Origin of the sequence: Aerococcus sp. HMSC23C02, assembly GCF_001806805.1 — a bacterium.
Lineage (GTDB): Bacteria > Bacillota > Bacilli > Lactobacillales > Aerococcaceae > Aerococcus > Aerococcus sanguinicola.
Genome location: NZ_KV786043.1, coordinates 321,440 through 340,241, shown reverse-complemented (window position 1 = coordinate 340,241; position 18,802 = coordinate 321,440). Strand labels below are relative to the sequence as shown.

At 48.4% G+C, this 18,802-nt stretch carries 21 protein-coding genes; 16 read left to right on the top strand and 5 right to left on the bottom strand.

Annotated features, from left to right (window positions below):
• Window positions 1-170: 170 nt before the first annotated feature.
• Window positions 171-782, bottom strand: a complete 612-nt coding sequence (gene lexA, locus HMPREF3090_RS02985; RefSeq protein WP_067976286.1) for a transcriptional repressor LexA — start codon at window positions 780-782, stop codon at window positions 171-173.
• A gap of 74 nt (window positions 783-856) precedes the next feature.
• Window positions 857-2,530, bottom strand: coding sequence for an Rqc2 family fibronectin-binding protein (locus HMPREF3090_RS02980; protein WP_067976284.1), 1,674 nt, complete (start codon window positions 2,528-2,530; stop codon window positions 857-859).
• Between the two features lie 411 nt (window positions 2,531-2,941).
• Between HMPREF3090_RS02980 and trpX the strand changes: the two genes are divergently transcribed.
• From trpX to HMPREF3090_RS02965, 3 genes are read left to right on the top strand one after another with little or no spacing between them, the layout of a single operon-like run.
• Window positions 2,942-3,997, top strand: coding sequence for a tryptophan ABC transporter substrate-binding protein (gene trpX / locus HMPREF3090_RS02975; RefSeq protein WP_067976282.1), 1,056 nt, complete (start codon window positions 2,942-2,944; stop codon window positions 3,995-3,997).
• Window positions 3,998-3,999: 2 nt separating this feature from the next.
• Window positions 4,000-4,887: an ABC transporter permease gene (locus tag HMPREF3090_RS02970; protein WP_070485885.1), complete on the top strand. Its 888-nt coding sequence runs from the start codon at window positions 4,000-4,002 to the stop codon at window positions 4,885-4,887.
• 4 nt (window positions 4,888-4,891) lie between these two features.
• Window positions 4,892-5,662, top strand: coding sequence for an ABC transporter ATP-binding protein (locus HMPREF3090_RS02965; protein WP_067976278.1), 771 nt, complete (start codon window positions 4,892-4,894; stop codon window positions 5,660-5,662).
• A 336-nt stretch (window positions 5,663-5,998) separates the two neighbouring features.
• Here HMPREF3090_RS02965 and nrdH read toward each other — a convergent pair whose 3' ends face one another.
• Window positions 5,999-6,220 carry a glutaredoxin-like protein NrdH gene (gene nrdH / locus HMPREF3090_RS02960; protein WP_067976276.1) on the bottom strand — a complete coding sequence of 74 codons (222 nt, stop codon included), beginning with the start codon at window positions 6,218-6,220 and terminating at the stop codon, window positions 5,999-6,001.
• Between the two features lie 110 nt (window positions 6,221-6,330).
• Here nrdH and HMPREF3090_RS02955 point away from each other — a divergent pair, with 110 nt between their 5' ends.
• From HMPREF3090_RS02955 to HMPREF3090_RS02945, 3 genes are read left to right on the top strand one after another with little or no spacing between them, the layout of a single operon-like run.
• Window positions 6,331-7,197, top strand: a complete 867-nt coding sequence (locus tag HMPREF3090_RS02955) for an NAD(P)H-hydrate dehydratase (protein WP_067976273.1) — start codon at window positions 6,331-6,333, stop codon at window positions 7,195-7,197.
• Window positions 7,198-7,686 (top strand): Cys-tRNA(Pro) deacylase, encoded by a 489-nt coding sequence (ybaK, locus tag HMPREF3090_RS02950; protein WP_067976271.1) that lies wholly within the window; start codon window positions 7,198-7,200, stop codon window positions 7,684-7,686. It abuts the gene before it with no gap.
• A gap of 13 nt (window positions 7,687-7,699) precedes the next feature.
• Window positions 7,700-8,164 carry an NUDIX hydrolase gene (locus tag HMPREF3090_RS02945; protein ID WP_070485883.1) on the top strand — a complete coding sequence of 155 codons (465 nt, stop codon included), beginning with the start codon at window positions 7,700-7,702 and terminating at the stop codon, window positions 8,162-8,164.
• Here the strand turns inward: HMPREF3090_RS02945 and HMPREF3090_RS02940 are convergent.
• A complete protein-coding gene (locus HMPREF3090_RS02940) occupies window positions 8,161-8,724 on the bottom strand; it encodes a 5-formyltetrahydrofolate cyclo-ligase (protein ID WP_067976269.1) in 564 nt (187 codons plus the stop codon). The two genes, HMPREF3090_RS02945 and HMPREF3090_RS02940, sit on opposite strands and share 4 nt — an antisense overlap.
• Before the next feature lie 35 nt (window positions 8,725-8,759).
• Here HMPREF3090_RS02940 and HMPREF3090_RS02935 point away from each other — a divergent pair, with 35 nt between their 5' ends.
• Together HMPREF3090_RS02935 and HMPREF3090_RS02930 are read left to right on the top strand one after the other, a co-directional pair.
• Window positions 8,760-9,044, top strand: a complete 285-nt coding sequence (locus HMPREF3090_RS02935) for a DUF503 domain-containing protein (protein ID WP_067976267.1) — start codon at window positions 8,760-8,762, stop codon at window positions 9,042-9,044.
• A 71-nt stretch (window positions 9,045-9,115) separates the two neighbouring features.
• Complete coding sequence (locus HMPREF3090_RS02930) at window positions 9,116-9,604, top strand: ComE operon protein 2 (protein ID WP_067976265.1); 489 nt, start codon at window positions 9,116-9,118, stop codon at window positions 9,602-9,604.
• 66 nt (window positions 9,605-9,670) lie between these two features.
• On the opposite strand, the gene nth is transcribed toward HMPREF3090_RS02930, so the two are convergent.
• Entirely contained in the window at window positions 9,671-10,300 is a 630-nt protein-coding gene (nth, locus tag HMPREF3090_RS02925; RefSeq protein WP_067976263.1) for an endonuclease III, read from the bottom strand.
• 224 nt (window positions 10,301-10,524) lie between these two features.
• Here nth and HMPREF3090_RS02920 point away from each other — a divergent pair, with 224 nt between their 5' ends.
• The 8 genes from HMPREF3090_RS02920 to nrdF all read left to right on the top strand — a co-directional run bounded on the left by HMPREF3090_RS02920 (window position 10,525) and on the right by nrdF (window position 18,026).
• Window positions 10,525-11,535 (top strand): LLM class flavin-dependent oxidoreductase, encoded by a 1,011-nt coding sequence (locus HMPREF3090_RS02920; RefSeq protein WP_067976261.1) that lies wholly within the window; start codon window positions 10,525-10,527, stop codon window positions 11,533-11,535.
• 73 nt (window positions 11,536-11,608) lie between these two features.
• On the top strand, window positions 11,609-11,941 hold the full coding sequence (locus tag HMPREF3090_RS02915; RefSeq protein ID WP_067976260.1) for a glycine cleavage system H family protein: 333 nt from the start codon (window positions 11,609-11,611) through the stop codon (window positions 11,939-11,941).
• 197 nt (window positions 11,942-12,138) lie between these two features.
• Window positions 12,139-12,912 (top strand): protein-ADP-ribose hydrolase, encoded by a 774-nt coding sequence (locus HMPREF3090_RS02910; RefSeq protein ID WP_067976258.1) that lies wholly within the window; start codon window positions 12,139-12,141, stop codon window positions 12,910-12,912.
• On the top strand, window positions 12,905-13,771 hold the full coding sequence (locus HMPREF3090_RS02905) for an SIR2 family NAD-dependent protein deacylase (RefSeq protein WP_067976256.1): 867 nt from the start codon (window positions 12,905-12,907) through the stop codon (window positions 13,769-13,771). Before HMPREF3090_RS02910 ends, HMPREF3090_RS02905 begins: the two co-directional genes overlap by 8 nt.
• 77 nt (window positions 13,772-13,848) lie before the next feature.
• A complete protein-coding gene (locus HMPREF3090_RS02900) occupies window positions 13,849-14,148 on the top strand; it encodes an ArsR/SmtB family transcription factor (RefSeq protein WP_067976255.1) in 300 nt (99 codons plus the stop codon).
• Window positions 14,149-14,339: 191 nt separating this feature from the next.
• Window positions 14,340-14,732, top strand: a complete 393-nt coding sequence (gene nrdI / locus HMPREF3090_RS02895; RefSeq protein ID WP_067976252.1) for a class Ib ribonucleoside-diphosphate reductase assembly flavoprotein NrdI — start codon at window positions 14,340-14,342, stop codon at window positions 14,730-14,732.
• Window positions 14,698-16,875, top strand: a complete 2,178-nt coding sequence (gene nrdE, locus HMPREF3090_RS02890) for a class 1b ribonucleoside-diphosphate reductase subunit alpha (protein ID WP_070485881.1) — start codon at window positions 14,698-14,700, stop codon at window positions 16,873-16,875. Before nrdI ends, nrdE begins: the two co-directional genes overlap by 35 nt.
• A gap of 110 nt (window positions 16,876-16,985) precedes the next feature.
• Window positions 16,986-18,026 (top strand): class 1b ribonucleoside-diphosphate reductase subunit beta, encoded by a 1,041-nt coding sequence (gene nrdF, locus HMPREF3090_RS02885; protein ID WP_180754550.1) that lies wholly within the window; start codon window positions 16,986-16,988, stop codon window positions 18,024-18,026.
• The last annotated feature ends 776 nt before the right edge of the window (window positions 18,027-18,802 follow it).

Genomic DNA, 18,802 nt, shown 5'->3' with positions numbered 1-18,802 from the left:
ATTGGAGCAAGTCAGAATAAGAGCGAAGCATTCGTTCGTTTCTGACTTGTGAAATCACTCCGAGCCTGCCAAGTCGAACCCAACTACAGCCTCCAAGCAATTTCCCATAGAAAACTAAAAAAGGAAACTGGCAAAAATCCAGTTTCCTTTTTCTATAAAAACTTTTCACTTTAGAAGGTATGCTCTCTAAAAAGGGAAATAACCTTTCCTAAGATTGTACAATTGTCCAAAATAATCGGGGCCATTTCATGGTTTTCGGGTTGCAGGCGGATATGACCGTCTTCTTTAAAGAAACGTTTGCAAGTAGCCTCATCGGCATCGGTCATCGCAATGACAATCTCGCCGTTCTCAGCGCTCTGCTGCTGGCGAACGAGAACATAGTCGCCATTGAGGATGCCAGCTTCAATCATTGAATCCCCGCGAATCTTCAGCATGAAGAGATCTTCATCACTCTCGGCGAGGTGGGGTGGCTTGGGAAAATAACCTTCGATGTCCTCATAAGCAGTAATGGGCTGGCCTGCTGTAACCGTCCCAAGCATGGGGATACCACGGGTGTTGATGCCCAGTTTATCTAGGCCTTTTTGGGTGATTTCTAGGGCCCGGGGCTTGGTCGAATCTTTGAAAAGATAGCCCCCTTCTTCTAGACGGTTTAAGTGGCCATGGACTGTGGACGTTGAGGCTAGGCCAACTGCATCGCATATTTCGCGGACAGTCGGGGGATAGCCCTTGTCGTCAACACAATCAAAGATATAGCGTAAGATTTGCAGTTGCCGTTCTCTCATCTCTGTGTCCTCCTCGAATGATTTGCCCTCATTATAGCATAGATCGATCACAGACACAAACAAACGTTCTCATTTTATTCTTTATTAGCGATCTGGGCCGGTTTGACAAAGACCGTTTTTTGGTTGAAATAGTTGACAAAGCCCGGCTTGGCCCCATTCGGTTTTTTGACATCCTTGACCCGGGTGTAGTCAACCGGCACATTGTTGGAGTGGCGGGACTTGGAATAGTGGGCAGCGATACTAGCGGCTTCGAGGATATCGTCGTCACTAGCCTGGTCTGTCTCTAAGATGACATGGCTGCCGGGCACGTCCTTGACGTGGAACCAGTAGTGGTTCTTGTTGGCCTGGCGCATGGTCAGTTGGTCATTTTGTTTGTTATTGCGGCCTACTTTAATGGTATAGCCGGAGGAACTGGTGAACTGTCGGGGCTTGAGCGGCTTGATCCGCTTATGGGTCTTCTTCTTACGGTCCTTGATATAGCCTTCTTCTTTGAGCTCTTCGCGGATCAGTTCCAATTCTTTAGGATTGGACCATTCAATTTGGGCTTGGATGGATTCCAAGTAGTTGATCTCTTCTTGGCTCTTGGCCAATTGTTCCTGGATATGTGACCGCGACTTGGTGAGTTTATTGTATTTTTGATAGTAGGCTTGGGCATTCTCGGCAGGCGAGAGCTCTGCTTTGAGAGGGATATGGACTAGGCGGTTATCGTCATAATAATTAGGCAGGTCCACACTAGCCTGGTTCCCCTGGAGCTGGTAGAGGTTGGAAGTGAGAAGCTCTCCTAAAAGCTGGTAGTGGTCAGCTTTCTGGCTCTTTTCCAGGTCCTTCCTGAGGTTCTTCTGCTTCTTTCTCTGGTGCTTGAGTTCCCGCTGGGTAACCTGGTCAATCTGTTGGCCGATTTCTTGGACTTGCTGGCGCTCGGTATGGCGGGCATAATAAACATCCAAGAGTTGACCGAGACTATCATAAGTTTCTTTATCCCCAGTCAGGCTGAGATAGGGGAAGGCCGTGAATTCTAACTTCTTGTCGGTCCCTGTCAGGCAGGGCTGGGGCTGGTCGAAGGCCTGGCAGAATTCTTGGATAATCTGCCCCAGGGCCTTATCTGGATTGGACTGGGCACGGAAGATAATTTCCTCCGCTGATTCCCAGCCCAGGCCCATGAGTTCTTGCTGGAGGACTTGCCGGGACAGGCTCTGTTGGCTGGTAGGCTGCCAATCGCTCCCAATTTTGAAAGGGTTAGCCTTGTTTTGATAGGGAGGGAGTTGGTAGCTAGCGCCGGGCAAAAGGGTCCGGTAGCGGTTCTGGTAAAGAGGGACCCGCTTGATCACATCCAGAATTTGCCCCTGGTGGTCGACTAAGATGATATTGGAATGGCGTCCCATCATCTCGACCACTAAAGTCAGCTTCTGTTGGTCGCCAATCTCATCCGTCCGTAAGAGGTCCAAACGAATCACCCGGTCGTTTTCGTATTGGTCAACGGCGAGCACTAGGGCGCCCTTGAGGTACTTGCGCAGGACCATACAAAAATTGGGTGGGGTATCGGGCATTGGGTAGTCCACCTGGCTCAATTGGGCCCGGGCAAAGTCCGGATGGGCAGACAGGAGGAGCTTATGATTTTGCCCCTGTTTGCGTATGGTAAGTAGAACTTCATAATCAGAAGGTTGTTGGATCTTGTTGATTTTACCTTGTGTCAGTGTTTCTTTGAGTTCGTGTGTCATGCTGTGTGTAAACATTCCATCAAATGACATTCAAACACCTTCTTTCCAATCACTAATTATAGCAAAAAAGCCTATAATATCAAAACTAAGGAGGACAGCAAGGGACTTTTATGATAAAGTCTTAATAAAGTTATTGCAAATTCAGACTTAATCTGCTATCCTAAAGCTAACAAATCAAAGGGAGGTTATCACATGTCAGTTTTAGATACAAAACTTAGAGCTTGGCAAATCCGCACGGCTTAGTTGTATTTATTACTGTTGAAGCAATAGATACAACTTCAGACAACTGAGGCTGTATCTGTGCGGTGTGATAACAAGACAATTTTGAGTACCCGCATAGACGCATAAAGAGTGACTTTATGTCTGTGCGGGTTTTTCTATGGACCTGCAGCTTCTGCTTTAGCTGGAGGTTTTTTATTTTTAATAAGGAGGAAAGAAGAAATGAAACGATTTACAGCTTTAGGCAGTTTCTTGATTGCTGCCTTGATGGTATTATTCCTAGCTATGCCAACGCTTATCGAGAAAAATAAGGCCGCCCAAGCGCCTAAAACCAATTCAGGCAACCAAGCCGTAACAGCCAAGGACTTGGACGAAGACTTGAAGGTGGGCCTGCTCCAACTCATGGACCATCCCGCCCTCGACCAGATCCGCCAGGGCTTCTATGACCAACTGGCTGAACGGGGCTATGTTGATGGGGAAAATATCCATATCGACTACCAAAATGGCCAGGGGGACCAAAATAACTTAAAGATGATTTCGGATAAGTTTATTGCCGATGACGCGGACTACCTGGTAGGGATTGCAACCCCGGCTGCCCAGGCCCTAGCCAATGCGGCAGAAGGCAATGTACCGGTTGTTATGGGGGCCGTTGCCAATCCCAAGTCCGCTGGTTTAGTGGAAAATTACGAGAAACCAGGGGCTAATATTACTGGGGTGTCCGATATTCCACCGGTTAAAGAACAATTTAGACTGATTAAAGAAATCCTCCCTGAGGCCAAGACCATCGGCATTATCTACAATTCTTCCGAAACCAACTCCCACGCCAATGTGGCCTTAGCTAAAGAAGTCGCTGCAGACATGGGTTACGAGGTCAAAGAAGCGACCATCAATTCCACTAACGATTTAGCCCAAGTGGCCGAACAGTTAGCCAATGATGTGGATGCTATCTGGGTGCCAAATGATAACTCGATTGCTTCGTCTATGCCGACTTTAATCGCTGCTACCGACAGCAAGGGCATTCCCGTCTTCCCGGTTGTGGATACCATGGTTAAGGATGGGGGCCTAGCAACGGTCGGCATCAACCAATACCAATTAGGGGTCGATACAGCCAATGTCACCGCTGACCTAATGGACGGCCAGAGTCCAGCCGACCATCCGATTGTCTTTACAGATAAGACCGATACCTATATCAACAAAGAAAAGGCCGACCAATTAGGGATTAAATTGCCTGATTCCGTCCTTGAAAAAGCAACAGATGTTAATGAAGGAGGGCACTAAGCATGGATATGATTATTTCTGCCTTATCACAAGGCGTGATCTGGGCCGTTATGGGTCTAGGCATCTATATTAGTTTCCGGATCCTGAACGCGCCTGATATGACGACAGAGGGTTCCTTTACCCTAGGGGCAGCCATTGGGGTTCAGATGATCCACTTTGGGTTCAACCCCATTCTTGCCTTATTGATTGGCTTTCTAGCCGGCATGGCAGCGGGGGCGATTACAGCCCTTCTCGTCACTAAGCTAGACATCAACCCCCTCCTGTCAGGGATTATTACCATGACCGGTCTTTATTCTATTAACCTGAAGATGATGGGCCAGGCTAATCTCAGCTTGAGCGGCCAAGAGACCTTCAAGACCATGCTGAGTGGGTTAGCCCTCCCTCGAAATGTGGATACCATCCTGATTGGGACTGTCGTTGTAGCGATCGTTATTGCCCTGATGGCTTACTTCTTCAAGACTGACCTGGGCCAGGCGCTGATTGCGACTGGGGACAATGTGCACATGGCCCGTGCCGTAGGAATCGATAGCAATGAAATGACCATGCTAGGCTACATGCTGGCCAATGGTTTGATTGCTGCTTCCGGCCTCTTGGTGGCGACCGACAACGGTTATGCGGATATCTCCATGGGGATTGGGACCGTGGTGATTGGCCTAGCCTCCATTATTATCGGCGAAGTCATCTTCAAAAATGTCAGCCTGACTACCCGTTTCATCACGATTGTGGCGGGCTCGATCATCTACCGCTTACTTTTAAGTCTAGTGCTCATGCTTAACTTTAATGCAGATGACTTTAAACTCTTCTCTGCGATTATTGTAGGCCTCTGCCTAGCCATTCCTAAACTCCGCAAGTCCTTTAACCGCAGCAGCCGTCAAAGTAGAAAGGGGTAGACCAATGACGCACTTATTAGAGCTTAAAAATGTAGATAAACGCTTCAATCCCCATACACCGGATGAATTCTATGCCTTGGATGATTTGAACCTCACCATTGAAGCCGGGGACTTCATCACGATCATTGGGGGCAACGGGGCAGGGAAGTCCACCCTCCTTAATGCTATCGCCGGGACCTTTGACCTGGATGCTGGGCAGATCCTTCTGGAAGGGGAGGACATCACGGACACTTCGGACATCGAGCGGGCGGCCTATATTTCCCGGGTCTTCCAAGATCCTAAGATGGGGACGGCACCGCGGATGACAGTGGAAGAGAACCTGGCCTTGGCTGAGAAGCGGGGACAGACCCGGGGCTTACAATTGGCCTTGGACCAAGACAAGCAAAGCAAGTATCAGGCACTCCTCAAACAATTAGGCCTAGGCTTGGATGAACGCTTGGAAGCGGAGATTGGCTTGCTCTCAGGAGGCCAACGCCAATCTGTCGCCCTGTTGATGGCAACTATCGTGAAGCCAAAGCTCCTCTTATTGGACGAACACACGGCTGCCTTGGACCCCAAGACTTCGCGGCGGATCCTAGAGATTACTGCCCAACAAGTCTCCCAGGAAAACTTGACAGCCCTGATGATCACCCACAACCTACAAGACGCCTTAACATATGGTAACCGGATGATCTTGATGGACCGCGGGCACATCATCCGCGACTTCAGCCAGGCGGAAAAAGAAGCCCTCAATCCAACCCAACTCTACAGTTTGATGGAAGAGATCAACCAGTAAAAGAATTTTCACATCATTCAAAAAGGAAATTCTATACTCAATCGTATTGGTGAGCATCCGTTCCACTTCTGAATTTGATCGTTAAAGAGCCGTGGCACCGGCTCGGGCCAAGGTCCTTCGCCTAGCGAGCTTCAAAGGGCTAGTAACGGCTGACGCCGACTATCCCTAATTCACATCGCTTGCTTAGTCACGGCTAACGATCAAATTCAGAGCTCCACTCCTGCTCAAAACTACTTAATATGGAAATTTTGTCTTAGTTAATTACTAGTCACCAATAGAAAAATAAAAATTTTTAAAAGCCCCCTGACCAATTGTCAGAGGGCTTTTATGATGGCTTTAGGCAAATTTTGCTAAGATATCTGGGCGGAAGCCGTAGAAGGGTTCTTGGCCATCCGCTACGATAACCGGTAGGGCTTGGAAGCCAAGGGCCTTGACTTCTTCAAGAGCGGCTTCGGATTCAGTGACATCGATCATTTCGAAGGCTACCCCATGTTCGTCTAAAAATTTCTTTGTAAATTTACATTGCATGCAATTAGGTTTAGAATATACTTTGACCATTTCCGTCATCCTTTCAATCCATCTTTTTCTTTTCGCCTAGATATAGTATCATAGAATCATAGGAGATACAAGATATAGCTTTTAGAAAAAATCAAGGAGGGTTGAAGCCAATGCAAGCCATAAAAATTACAGAAAACCGGGTGGTCGATTGGCTGCCCCAGCGATCCCGTCAGTCCTATAAGGGGTCTTATGGGCGCCTGCTCTTAATTGGAGGCAACGCCAATATGGGGGGCGCTATCCAGATGGCGGGTCAAGCGGCCCTAGCCGGGGGCGCAGGTCTAATCACGATAGCCACTGATCCGGTGAATGTGCCAGCTATCCATGCCAGTCTACCTGAATTAATGGTGGTCGACTGGTCGGACTTAAAACAAGTCCAAGCCGCTCTTGAAAGCAGCGAAGTTATCCTCGTCGGACCAGGTATGGGGCGGTCGCTCTACCGCTGGCGACGCATCAGCCAGCTTCTCTACCAAGAAGCCCGGACCAAGCCCCTGATTATTGACGGGGATGCCCTGACCATGCTGGCAGCAGATATCAAAGACCAGGTCGCTCGCTTAGAGGACTTTAACCACCTGATTCTAACCCCTCATCCTGGCGAATGGGCTCGGCTCTATGAAACTACTGAGCCCAAGTCCGATCCAGCCAGCGTCCAGGCTTGGTGCGACCGCTACCAGGTCTATCTGGTTAAGAAGAGCGAGGCAAGCCAAGTCTACCTGCCGGGCCAGACTGCCTATTACCAGAACACTTGCGGTAATCCTGGCATGGCGGTCGGCGGGTCGGGGGACACCCTGGCTGGCATGATGGCTGCCTTTATCGGCCAAAGTCAGGACGACTTGCCAGGGGCTATCTTGAGTGCCCTTTACTGCCACAGCGCCCTGGCTGACCAAATTTACCAAGACCATTATGTCGTCCGGCCCAGCGCCATTGCGGCGGGTTTATCAGCCTTTATGCGGGGTTTAAGCCGGAAGAAGGGAGTCTAAATGGGAAAGAAACACAAGAAAACCAATGCTATCCGCATGGTCGAACAAGCGGGGATAACTTATGAACAGCATGAATACGACTACGATGAAAACCACCTGTCGGGACGGGACGCTGCCAAGCATTCTGACCTGCCAGCTAAGCAGATGTATAAGACGATTGTCTGCCAGGCCAATCCCCGGGACCACTATGTCTTTGTCCTTCCGATTCTAGAAGAGTTGGATCTCAAGCACTGTGCCCGGATTGCTGGTGTCAAGAAATTGGAACTTTTACCTTTACAGGATCTGCTCAAAGTGACCGGTTATGTCCGCGGGGGCTGTTCGCCCGTTGGCATGAAACAGCTCTTTCCAACCTATATTGACCAATCCAGTCTAGCTTATGATATGATTTATGTCAGTGCCGGCAAGCGCGGCTTCCAGTTGGGCCTTGCGCCCAAGGACTTGGCCAGCTTAGTTCAGGCGGAATTCCATGCGCTTAGCCGCGATGAATAGAAAGAGGGAAACTATGTCAAACCATCATCTAACGCCCAGTGCGGGCATCCTTATCCTAACGCGCGAGTGCCAAGGACAAAGGGAAGTTCTCCTCCAGCACCGGGCCAATACAAAAATGCTGCCCCAACAATGGGACCTCATCAGTGGTCATGTTGAAGCAGCTGAAAGTGTCCGCCAAGCCATTGTGCGGGAAGCCAAAGAAGAAATCGGCATCGAACTAGATGTCGATGATCTCGACTTTGTCCTCCTCAGCCACAATCGCATTAACCGGGATACAACTTATTATAATATTTTCTTTACCAGCCAGCGCTTTCAAGGCCAGCCGCACATTTTGGAGCCGGAAAAGCATGACGCTTTAGACTGGTTCCCCCTAGACGACCTGCCTAGCCCCTTGGTCAAAGACCGCAAGCTCGCTTTAGAGGCTCTAAGGACAGGTCAGACCTATGTGGAAGTGGACTTCGACGCTTACGGAGACTAGCGGCCAGGGAAGTATTCAGCCTTTTCCGTAACGATATGGGGCACTAGGTGGTCGTGGGGGTCCATGGGGATGTCGTCCACCATTAATTCCTCGAAATAGGGGAGACTGATCCTGCCTTGGTATTGGGCCAAGAAGCGATCATAGAAGCCGCCCCCATAGCCCAGGCGTTCGCCTTTAGGATTGCAGGTCATGCAAGGCAGGGTCACCCAGTCAATGCTTTCAAGAGGAACAATCTCTGCTTCGGGACTAGGCTCTTCAATATTTAAAGAACTGAGGATCAATTCATCACCTTGGTCATAACGGCGCAGGCTCATCTGCCCCATACTTTCCACCCGGGGAACGACAATGGTTTTCCCATCCTGCCAGGCCTGCCGGATGAGCGCTTCGGTATCGAATTCCCGGGGCATGGTCAGAAAGGTGAAGATGCATTGGGCCTCTTGGTAGGCCTCGCTTTTAAGAAGGCGGTCCGTAATTTTTTGACTGGCCGATGCATAGTATTCGGGGCTCAGTTCTTGACGTTTGGCTTTGACGGCTTTACGCAGTTCTTTTTTGCTTAACATAAAATAACCTCCTGTTAATTCTAGAAAGGATCACAATGTACGTACTAGCTTTTGAATTGACCTGTCGCTTATCCGGCATCCAGTCACTCAAAGACAAGCGACGTTTGGTCAAGAGTATCATTCAACGCTGCCAGCGACGCTATGGGGTATCAGCTGCTGAAATTGCTCACTTAGACGACCATCTCTTCATGAGTCTGGGCTTTGCTTTAGTATCTAATACTTACAGTAAGAGCCGCAACCGCCTCCTCCAGTTAAAAGAAGAAGTCGAAATGACCTATCCTATTGAAATCGTCGCCTGTGACTGGTATGAAGGGGTCTAGAAAAATACTTCTGCTGATTCAGGCCTCATCGACTTTTGTCACACGTTCACAATAGAAAAGGAGAAAAAATCATGAGTAACCGCATCCCTTGGGACCAATACTTCCTGGCGCAGAGCCTAATGCTGTCTATGCGCTCAACCTGCCAACGTTTAATGGTGGGCGCCGTTATCGTTCGAGACAAGCGGATTATTTCGGGAGGCTATAACGGCTCCGTTTCCGGTGAGGTCCACTGCCTCGATGAAGGCTGTTATATGGAAGACGGCCACTGTGTGCGAACCATCCACGCTGAGATGAATGCCTTACTCCAGTGTGCCAAATTCGGGGCCCCGACAGCTGGGGCGGAAATCTACGTCTCCCACTTTCCCTGCCTCCAGTGCAGCAAGGCCATCATCCAGGCGGGTATATCGAAGATCTATTACTTGTATAACTACCACAACCATCCCTATGCCCTCCACCTCCTGGACCAAGCGGGGATCGCCTACCAGGAAGTCCAGCTCGAAGAGGGCTTCTTTAAGGAAGTGGGCCAGCAGCACCAAAAAAATCTTAAGCAGACAGACTAAAGGCTGTCTGTTTTTTTCTGCTTATACCTCAGTCTCTGAATGGAGCAGGACTAAACGCATTCATCGCTATTTTTCATCTAGGCATTGGTAGAGTTGGGGATAGTCCCGGCATTCAGGGTTTTTGGGATGGCAGATATTGCGGCCAAAGTAGATCAAAGCTTGGTGGGCCTGGGTCCACTCACTTGGGTCCAAGAGGCTGGTCACCCGGTCCTCAATCTCTCTAACACTGGCATCTTGGGCGACGATCCCATGGTGCTTGCAGACCCGGGTCACATGGGTATCCACCGCAAAGGCGGGGATATCAAAGGCAATACTTAAGACCACATTGGCAGTCTTCCGTCCGACTCCGGGCAGTTTCTCCAGGTCTTTACGGTTCTGCGGCACCTTCCCATCAAAATCTTCCACTAGCATCTTGGCGCAGGCGACCAGGTACTTGGACTTGTTGCGGTAGAGACCAATCCGGTTGATATAGTCCGCCACATCTTCTTCCTTAGCCTGGCTTAGGCTTTCTGGGTCAGGATAGGCCGCAAAGAGGGCAGGGGTGACCTTATTGACCTGAACATCTGTTGTCTGGGCGCTCAGGATCACGGCCACCAATAATTCAAAAGGATTTTGATAATCAAGGGCGGTTTCCACGTCAGGGTAGAGGGCAATAATCTCTCTAAGCACCTGACGGGCACATTGGTCAGTTAACATAGCACACCTCCTTTAAGCAACTGCTTTTATTTTATCATAGATTGAAAGAAAACGGTTACTATTCAATTTTTGTATTTTTAAAAGAACAATAAATGTATAAATACCAAGCTTTCTGATCCCAAAAAAGAATTTTTTTAGAAAAGACCCTTGGCAAAAATTGACATGTATTCGCTTTCGTCATAAATTAGAAGAAAGACATGTTGGTTAAAGAAAGGAGTTCCGAGATGACGGAATATAGTATCTTAGACTATGCAGTAATGGATGAAGGGGAGAGTGCGGTTGAGGCCTTAGCCCATACGGAAGAATTGGCCCAGCTGGCTGAAGACTTGGGCTATCAGCGCTTCTGGGTGGCTGAACACCATAATATCCCAGCCTTCGCTTCTTCAAGCCCGGAAGTGATTATGATGCGCCTGGCGGATCGGACCAAAAGCATCCATATTGGGTCAGGTGGCGTGATGCTTCCCCATTACAGTCCCTACAAAGTTGCGGAAAATTTCAAGGTCTTAGCGGCCTACCATCCAGGGCGGATTGATTTAGGTTTCGGTAACAATAAAAGCGTGCCCCAAATTGCCAAGGTGATGAATGAATATCAAGAAGGGGAGCTGTCTTACGAACAGGCCATCAAGGACCTCTATAAGTATATGACCGATGAGGACCAGCCCGACCACCGCTTCAATGATCTCAAGGCCAATCCGACCATCGGAGAAGATTTAGAGATGTGGATCCTCTCCTCAAGTGTAGCCAATGCCAAACTAGCGGGACGCTTGGGCCTTGCCTATTGCTTTGGGATCTTCCCCTTCGCCCGGGATAATGTCTTAGAAATTGCGGAAGAGGCAGTGGCGGCTTACCGGGAGAACTTCAAGCCCTCCAAGGCAACAGCCGAGCCCCGGGTGATGTATGCCGCCTTTGTCGCCGTGGCAGAAGACCCTGACCAGTCCAAAGACCTGGCTCAGGCTTTGGACTGGTGGCTCTTGGGTCAAGATAATTTCCGCTACTATGACCGTTTCCCCTCCATCGCGAGCAGCCAGTCCTTTGAAGCAACAGCAGACCAAATCCAGGCCATGGAGGAGAACCGCAAGCGCATGATTACGGGAGGAATCGACCAGGTAAGCGCTGAAATTGCCGATTGGAACCGCCGCTTAAACGCCGATGAGGCCCTTTTGATTCCCTTAGTGCCCGGCTTTGATAACCGGACTAAGAGCTTAGAACTCCTAGCTGACGCCTTGATCAAGTAAAGAGGCAAGGGGTCCCATTATTTGAGAAAATATGTTATGATGATAGAGTAAGTTTTAACTTGGAGGTATTAGAATGAAAAAACGTGCAAATTTCTTATTTATCGAAAAAGACGGCGCTAACTATGTCGTTTCTATGACCCCTGAACTACAAGATGATGTTGGCACTGTTGGCTTCGTTGAATTCACGAGCGAAGACCACTTAGAAAAAGATGACCCTATCGCCAATATCGAAGCTTCAAAAACCGTGATGGAAATCCAAAGCCCATTAGCTGGTAAGGTTGTAGAAAAGAACACGGCGGCTGAAGACCAAGCGGAACTCTTAAACTCAGCCAAGTCAGAAGAAAATTGGTTGGTTAAATTAACAGATGTTGATGAAGAAGCCTTTGCGGGATTAGAAAACGCCTAATTAGCTTATGATAAATGTCATTAAACCCTGGACTACGAGAAGAAATGCTGGCGGATTGCTTTTAGACAATCTTCTAGCTATTTCGGAAGTGGATGCCAGGGTTGACTTTTGGATTAGTTTTTGCAGATTAGCGATTTATGAGGTGGCGGGGCCTTTGCCTTGCCCCTTTACTGATTGAAGAAGAGGAGGGGACTTTTATGGAAGCTAGTTTGCCAGCTTTGATTAAGTATCTCCAGGCCGAACGTCCGGATTTTGATTTAGATCCTGCTTTATCGGCCTTTGACCAATACCGTAGCTTAGTCAATACCCGGCCAGCCCAACCCATTAGCTCAGACTACCTCGAAGCAGAAGGCCAGGTGCTCGATACCATTAACCAGGCCAAGCCGCACTATGATTGGACGGACATGGAAGAGACTTGGGGCCCCTTAGCTCTCTGGCAGGGGGACATTTGCCAGTTAGCAGTGGATGGAATTGTCAATGCCGCCAATTCCCAGCTCTTGGGTTGCTTCATTCCTGGTCACGCCTGCATCGATAATGTCATCCATAGCTATGCTGGAACTGCCTTGCGTTTAGAATGCCAAGACCTGATGGCTAAACAGGGGCGCTTAGAAGCTGCCGGCAAGGCCAAGCTAACGTCCGCCCACCACTTACCCAGTCGCTACATAATCCATACGGTAGGCCCTGTGATCCAGGATGGTCGGGTGACGCCTATCCGCCGCCAACTCCTGGCCCAGTGCTACCGGTCTTGCTTAGAAGTCGCTGAGCGGGAAGGCCTAGACTGTATCGCCTTCCCTTGCATTGCCACGGGACAGTTTGCCTTCCCAAGAGAAGCAGCTGCCCAGATTGCCATCCATACGGTGACTACTTACCTAGATGAGCACCCATCTCGACTCAAGGTCATCTTCAATGTTTTTAGCGATGAGGATGCCCAGATTTACCGTCAACTATTAGGGGAGGAAAATTATGAATAAAATTTGGAAAGCGCTCCAAAGCGCAGAAGAAAAGTCCGAATCAGAATTACTGGCTGAGCTCTTTAAGGAAGCCGAGGCTCTGGTGATCGGAATTGGTGCAGGGATGTCAGCAGCGGACGGTTTTACTTATGTAGGCCCCCGCTTCAAAGAGAACTTCCCCGACTTCATCGCCAAGTACGGGCTCTTTGACATGCTCCAAGCTTTTTTAAATGATTTTGAGTCCTTAGAAGAGTACTGGGCCTTCCAGAGCCGCTTTGTTAAACTTAACGGCTTGGACCAAGATGCTGGGGCTTCCTATCTTAAATTAAGAGATCTCCTAGCAGATAAAAACTACCATATCATTACCTCCAATGCGGATAATGCCTTTGAAGCAGCGGGCTTTGACATGGACAAGGTTTTCTACTACCAGGGCAAGTACGTCCTCTTCCAATGCTCCAAGCAGTGCCAGGACGTGACCTACCGCGACGATGATATGATCCGCGAGATGGTTGATCGCCAAGAGGATATGAAAGTGCCTAGCGAACTGATCCCTTACTGCCCCAATTGTGGGGCACCCCTGGAAATTAACAAGCGTGACACAGTCCGAGGCATGGTCGAGGACGCCCATTGGCATGAACAAGAAGCGGCTTATACGGACTTCTTAGCTGCCAATGAAGGGAAAAAGGTGCTATACTTGGAGATCGGTATCGGTCATACCACTCCCGAATTGATCCGCGAACCCTTCCAAGAAGAAACCCTGGATAATCCACAAGCCCTCTATGTGATGATGAACCAGAAACCCTACCATATCCCGTCCGAACTGGCTGACCAGAGCCTGCGTCTGACCGATGACTTGGCCCAAACTTTCGCCAATATGTAAGAAGAAGGGAAAAGGTATTGTATCAATCACTTTTATCGTATAAAATAAGAATGATTACGATTTAAGGAGGCGGTGCTATGGAAAAATCTGAATTAAGTCCTGAAGTGAAGCAGCAGGTGACCAAGTTTTTTAAGGTGATTGGGGACCAAACACGCTTCTCTATCCTTTACCTACTTAAGGGACGGGAATTGAACGTGACGGAAATTGCGCAAGCGCTCGATATGGAGCAATCAGCCATTTCCCACCAATTACAGGTCCTCAGAGAAAGCAAGCTGTTAAAATCCAGACGGGACAAGCGGTCAGTTTATTACAGCCAGGCCGACGACCACGTCTATGAAATCATCAGTCAGGCCATTGAACATATGTGTGAAGAATAAAGGATAAGGGGCAAGAGATACAAGATCTGTGTTTTTTCTTTTGGCCCTTATTTTTTATTTTGGGGCCAAAGCCCCTTGCCATACTATATCTTGTGTGAGAATAAAATTAGAATTCAATATGTTGGATCAATTACTTGAATTACGGTTAGGTCGTGACGTATGATAGGGCTATTGAAAAAAGGAGGGATTTGATGTTAATCGTCTACATGTCTCTGGTAGGCAATACACGCCGCTTTGTCGAAAAGCTCGGCTTGCCATCTCTAGAAATCACGGACCACAATGCTTTTACCACAGTGGACCAACCCTATCTCATGATTGTTCCCACTTACGAAATCGAAGTGACTGATATCATGAATGATTTCATCGAAACAGGGGACAACCTGTCCTATTGCCAGGGCGTCATTGGGGGAGGTAATCTGAATTTTAATGACCTCTTCTGCTTTACCGCAAAAGATCTGGCTATGGACTATGACCTGCCCCTCTTACACACCTTTGAATTTATGGGCAATTCCCACGATGTAGAAAAAGTAAAGGAGTTGGCGAAAGAAATTGAAGAATCCACAAGTATCCAACGAACCAAATGAAATTACCTATTATAAGTTAAACAACGAATTAAATATCCCAATCGATAACAAGATCCCGCTCGAAAAAGACAAAGAAGCTGTCCGGGCTTTTTTCTTGGAGCATGTCAACCCTAATACGGTTTTCTTCTATACCTTCGAAGAGAAGATCCGTTACTTGATTGACCATGACTACCTGGATGAAAGCTTCATCAACAAGTATGACCGGGACTTTATCTACCAATTGATGCAGGACGCTTATGACCGCAAGTTCCGCTTCCAATCCTTCATGGGGGCTTACAAGTTCTACACTCAATATGCCATGAAGACCGATGATGGGGAACGCTATTTGGAACGCTATGAGGACCGGGTCGTTTATAATGCCCTCTACCTAGCCGACGGGGATGAAGACCTGGCGCGTAAGCTCTGTGATGAAATCCTCTCCCAGCGCTTCCAGCCTGCGACCCCAACCTTCCTCAATGCCGGACGTAAGCGCCGGGGAGAAATGGTCTCTTGCTTCCTGATCCAATTAACCGATGACATGAATTCGATCGGTCGGGGCATCAATTCCGCCTTGCAACTCTCCAAGCGCGGGGGTGGGGTAGGGATCAACCTCAGCAACCTCCGTGAAGAAGGGGCTCCCATCAAGAAGATCGAAAATGCCGCTTCAGGGGTCGTTCCCGTTATGAAATTATTCGAAGACTGCTTCAGCTATGCTAACCAATTAGGGCAAAGAAACGGAGCCGGGGTAGTTTACCTGAATGTCTTCCATCCTGATATTGTCCGCTTCCTCTCCACCAAGAAGGAGAATGCGGATGAAAAAATTCGGGTGAAGACTTTATCCCTAGGCATTACGGTTCCAGACAAATTTTATGAACTCGTAGCAGCTGATGATGACATGTACCTCTTCAGTCCCTACGATGTGGAACGGATTTATGGCAAGCCTTTCTCTTATGTCAATATTACTGAGGAATATGACAGACTTGTTCACCACCCAGAGGTCCGCAAGTACCGGATCCGGGCCCGGGAATTAGAGAATGAAATTTCCAAACTCCAACAAGAATCTGGCTACCCTTACATTGTTAATATCGATACGGCCAATGAAGCCAATCCTATTGATGGAACGATCGTGATGTCCAACCTCTGCTCAGAAATTTTACAGATCCAAGACCCTTCGAAGATTAATGATGAGCAGCTCTATGACCACTTAGGCACCGATATTTCCTGTAACTTAGGGTCAACCAATATGGTGAACATGGTCGAGTCGGATGACTTTGCTCGATCTGTAGAAACAGCCGTTCGAGGGCTGACCTTTGTGACCGACAGCACGGATATTGAGGCCGTCCCATCCATCCAAAACGGCAACCAGATGTACCACACGATTGGTCTAGGGGCGATGGGCCTCCATACTCTTTTTGCCATCAACCACATATACTACGGGTCAGATGAATCGCTCGAATTAACGGAGGCTTATTTCTACGCCCTCAATTACTGGTCCCTTAAGGCCAGCCATAAGATTGCAGTTGAGCGCGGCCAACGCTTCGCCAACTTCGAAAACTCTGCTTATGCGGATGGGTCTTACTTCGAGCCATATATCGAAGAAGACTTCCGTTATGAATCCGATAAAGTGGCTCAAATTATGGCTAAGGTGCCGCTCCCAAGCAAGGAAGACTGGCAAGCCTTGCGCGATGACGTGATGCGGGATGGGCTCTACCACGCTTATCGTCTAGCGGTTGCGCCAACGGGATCCATTTCCTATGTCAATGAAACCAGCGCTAGCTTGCAGCCGATTATCCGATTAATTGAAGAGCGGCAAGAGAAGAAGACCGGGAAGACCTATTACCCAGCGCCCCAGCTCTCCAATGATAATATCCAATATTATGAGTCCGCCTATGACCTGGATATGCGGAAGGTAATCGACGTTTATGCCGCTGCCCAACAGCATGTGGACCAAGGCATGTCCATGACCCTCTTTATGCGCTCAGACATTCCTTCCGGCCTCTATCCTTGGAAAGATCCAGATGACCACAAGCTGACCACGCGGGACTTAAATATCTTGCGCAATTATGCTTGGAACCAGGGCATCAAGTCCATCTACTATATCCGGACCTTTACCGACGATGGCGATGAAATCGGCAGCAATTACTGTGAATCCTGCTCTATTTAAGAACAGTTAAGGAGGTCAAAATGGGACAAATTGATAACAATCTCTATATAAATTCAAAAGATAATTGGCAACAAAACTTGTGGGATGGGACGGACCAAGCTGATCCGGACCTGGGTAAATACTACAAGGCTATTAACTGGGACAGCATTGAAGACATGGTTGACAAGCTGACCTGGGAGAAGCTCACGGAACAATTCTGGCTGGACACCCGGATCCCCGTCTCCAACGACCTGGATGACTGGCGTCGGCTGTCTGCTGCTGAACAAGATGTCGTCGACAAGGTCTTTGGCGGCTTAACCCTCCTGGATACCCTCCAATCAGAAGAGGGGGCCTTAGTCCTCTTACCAGACGCCCGGACCCAGCAAGAGCGTGCCGTCTTCTCGAATATCCACTTCATGGAGTCTGTTCACGCTAAGTCTTATTCCACGATCTTTATTACGCTTAATACCACGTCTGAAATCGATAAGATTTTTGACTGGACCAATGAGAATGAACTGATCCAATACAAGGCGAAAAAGATCAACCAAGTTTACCGGACAGGGACGGGCCTGCAGAAGAAGGCAGCCAGCGTCTTACTGGAATCCTTCCTCTTCTATTCCGGCTTCTATGCCCCCCTCTGGTACTTGGGCAACAGCAAACTGCCTAATGTGGCGGAAATTATCAAGCTGATCTTGCGTGATGAGTCCGTCCACGGCACTTATATTGGCTACAAGTTCCAATTAGGCTACAATGAACTATCCGAAGAAGAACAAGAAGAGCTGAAGAATTGGACCTTCGAGCTCCTCTACGACCTATATGAAAACGAAATGAAGTATACCTCAGCCGTCTACGACCAAATTGGTTGGACAGAGGATGTTAATATCTTCGTTCGCTACAATGCCAATAAAGCCCTGCAGAACCTAGGCTTTGACCCGCTCTTCCCTGATACTGCGGAAGACGTTAATCCGATTGTAATGAACGGGATTTCAACAGGAACGTCTAACCATGACTTCTTCTCCCAAGTCGGCAACGGCTACCTATTAGGTGAAGTCCAAGCCATGGAAGACGAAGATTATTCCAAGTGGTCAACCTCTGCCCGCCGCGAGCAACGTATGGCCTACCGCAAGGCAAAAAAGGCTGCCCGCAAAAAGGCCCAAGAGGAAGACAAATAATTGACACTTTAAGAGATCGTGGTTAAGATCAAACCACGATCTCTTTTATTTAAAAAGGGTGAGAGACTTGGCGCTTAGGCTTGGATGATTGGAACAATTAAGGATAAGAGCGAAACATTCGCTCGTTCCTTAATTGTGAAATCACTCCAAGTCTGCCAAGTCGAACCCGACTAGATAGGGTGTGACGGAGCGCGGTTAGCTTTGGATGCTTGCACGTTTCGATCGTGTGAAGTGGAGAAGTTTCTGCCTTGCGAATCCGACTATGATCTGTGCTGATGAGCATGCGTTCCGCTTTTGAATTTGGTCCTTGAAGGGTTAGAGGATCAACACGGCTGAAGCCGTCTTGTACTTTATCCGTAAGTCGCTAAAGCTCCAACGGCTAAAGCATAGCACCGGCTCGAACCTCGGTTTCTCGCCTAGCAAATCTCAAACGGACCGTACGGCTAAAGCCTACGCTCCGTAATTCGCTTTACTTGCTTTTCATGACTAAGGACCAACTTCAACGCTTCACTCCTGCTCACAACAGTAAATGAATATATTATTAAATAAAACGCAGCTTTTGGGTTTGACTTGAAAGTAAAATCTTCTTGCTTAATTAGTGCGCTATTAACTTTAAGAGAGGTGCTATAGGAGAAGGATTGCACGGTGAACATGCGTTGCGCTTTTGAATTTGCCTCTTAAACGTTCAAATAGTTAGCTTTCGTTTACTAGAACAAGTCACCAGAGCAGTCTGCAAGACTAAAGGGTGCGAAGGCTAGCGGGAGAAATAGACCTCT

Bases quoted from the DNA above. Each gene is read 5' to 3' on its own strand.
- lexA (WP_067976286.1), bottom strand. From the start codon at position 782: ATGAGAGAACGGCAACTGCAAATCTTACGCTATATCTTTGATTGTGTT.
- HMPREF3090_RS02980 (WP_067976284.1), bottom strand. From the start codon at position 2,530: ATGTCATTTGATGGAATGTTTACACACAGCATGACACACGAACTCAAA.
- trpX (WP_067976282.1), top strand. From the start codon at position 2,942: ATGAAACGATTTACAGCTTTAGGCAGTTTCTTGATTGCTGCCTTGATG.
- HMPREF3090_RS02970 (WP_070485885.1), top strand. From the start codon at position 4,000: ATGGATATGATTATTTCTGCCTTATCACAAGGCGTGATCTGGGCCGTT.
- HMPREF3090_RS02965 (WP_067976278.1), top strand. From the start codon at position 4,892: ATGACGCACTTATTAGAGCTTAAAAATGTAGATAAACGCTTCAATCCC.
- nrdH (WP_067976276.1), bottom strand. From the start codon at position 6,220: ATGGTCAAAGTATATTCTAAACCTAATTGCATGCAATGTAAATTTACA.
- HMPREF3090_RS02955 (WP_067976273.1), top strand. From the start codon at position 6,331: ATGCAAGCCATAAAAATTACAGAAAACCGGGTGGTCGATTGGCTGCCC.
- ybaK (WP_067976271.1), top strand. From the start codon at position 7,198: ATGGGAAAGAAACACAAGAAAACCAATGCTATCCGCATGGTCGAACAA.
- HMPREF3090_RS02945 (WP_070485883.1), top strand. From the start codon at position 7,700: ATGTCAAACCATCATCTAACGCCCAGTGCGGGCATCCTTATCCTAACG.
- HMPREF3090_RS02940 (WP_067976269.1), bottom strand. From the start codon at position 8,724: ATGTTAAGCAAAAAAGAACTGCGTAAAGCCGTCAAAGCCAAACGTCAA.
- HMPREF3090_RS02935 (WP_067976267.1), top strand. From the start codon at position 8,760: ATGTACGTACTAGCTTTTGAATTGACCTGTCGCTTATCCGGCATCCAG.
- HMPREF3090_RS02930 (WP_067976265.1), top strand. From the start codon at position 9,116: ATGAGTAACCGCATCCCTTGGGACCAATACTTCCTGGCGCAGAGCCTA.
- nth (WP_067976263.1), bottom strand. From the start codon at position 10,300: ATGTTAACTGACCAATGTGCCCGTCAGGTGCTTAGAGAGATTATTGCC.
- HMPREF3090_RS02920 (WP_067976261.1), top strand. From the start codon at position 10,525: ATGACGGAATATAGTATCTTAGACTATGCAGTAATGGATGAAGGGGAG.
- HMPREF3090_RS02915 (WP_067976260.1), top strand. From the start codon at position 11,609: ATGAAAAAACGTGCAAATTTCTTATTTATCGAAAAAGACGGCGCTAAC.
- HMPREF3090_RS02910 (WP_067976258.1), top strand. From the start codon at position 12,139: ATGGAAGCTAGTTTGCCAGCTTTGATTAAGTATCTCCAGGCCGAACGT.
- HMPREF3090_RS02905 (WP_067976256.1), top strand. From the start codon at position 12,905: ATGAATAAAATTTGGAAAGCGCTCCAAAGCGCAGAAGAAAAGTCCGAA.
- HMPREF3090_RS02900 (WP_067976255.1), top strand. From the start codon at position 13,849: ATGGAAAAATCTGAATTAAGTCCTGAAGTGAAGCAGCAGGTGACCAAG.
- nrdI (WP_067976252.1), top strand. From the start codon at position 14,340: ATGTTAATCGTCTACATGTCTCTGGTAGGCAATACACGCCGCTTTGTC.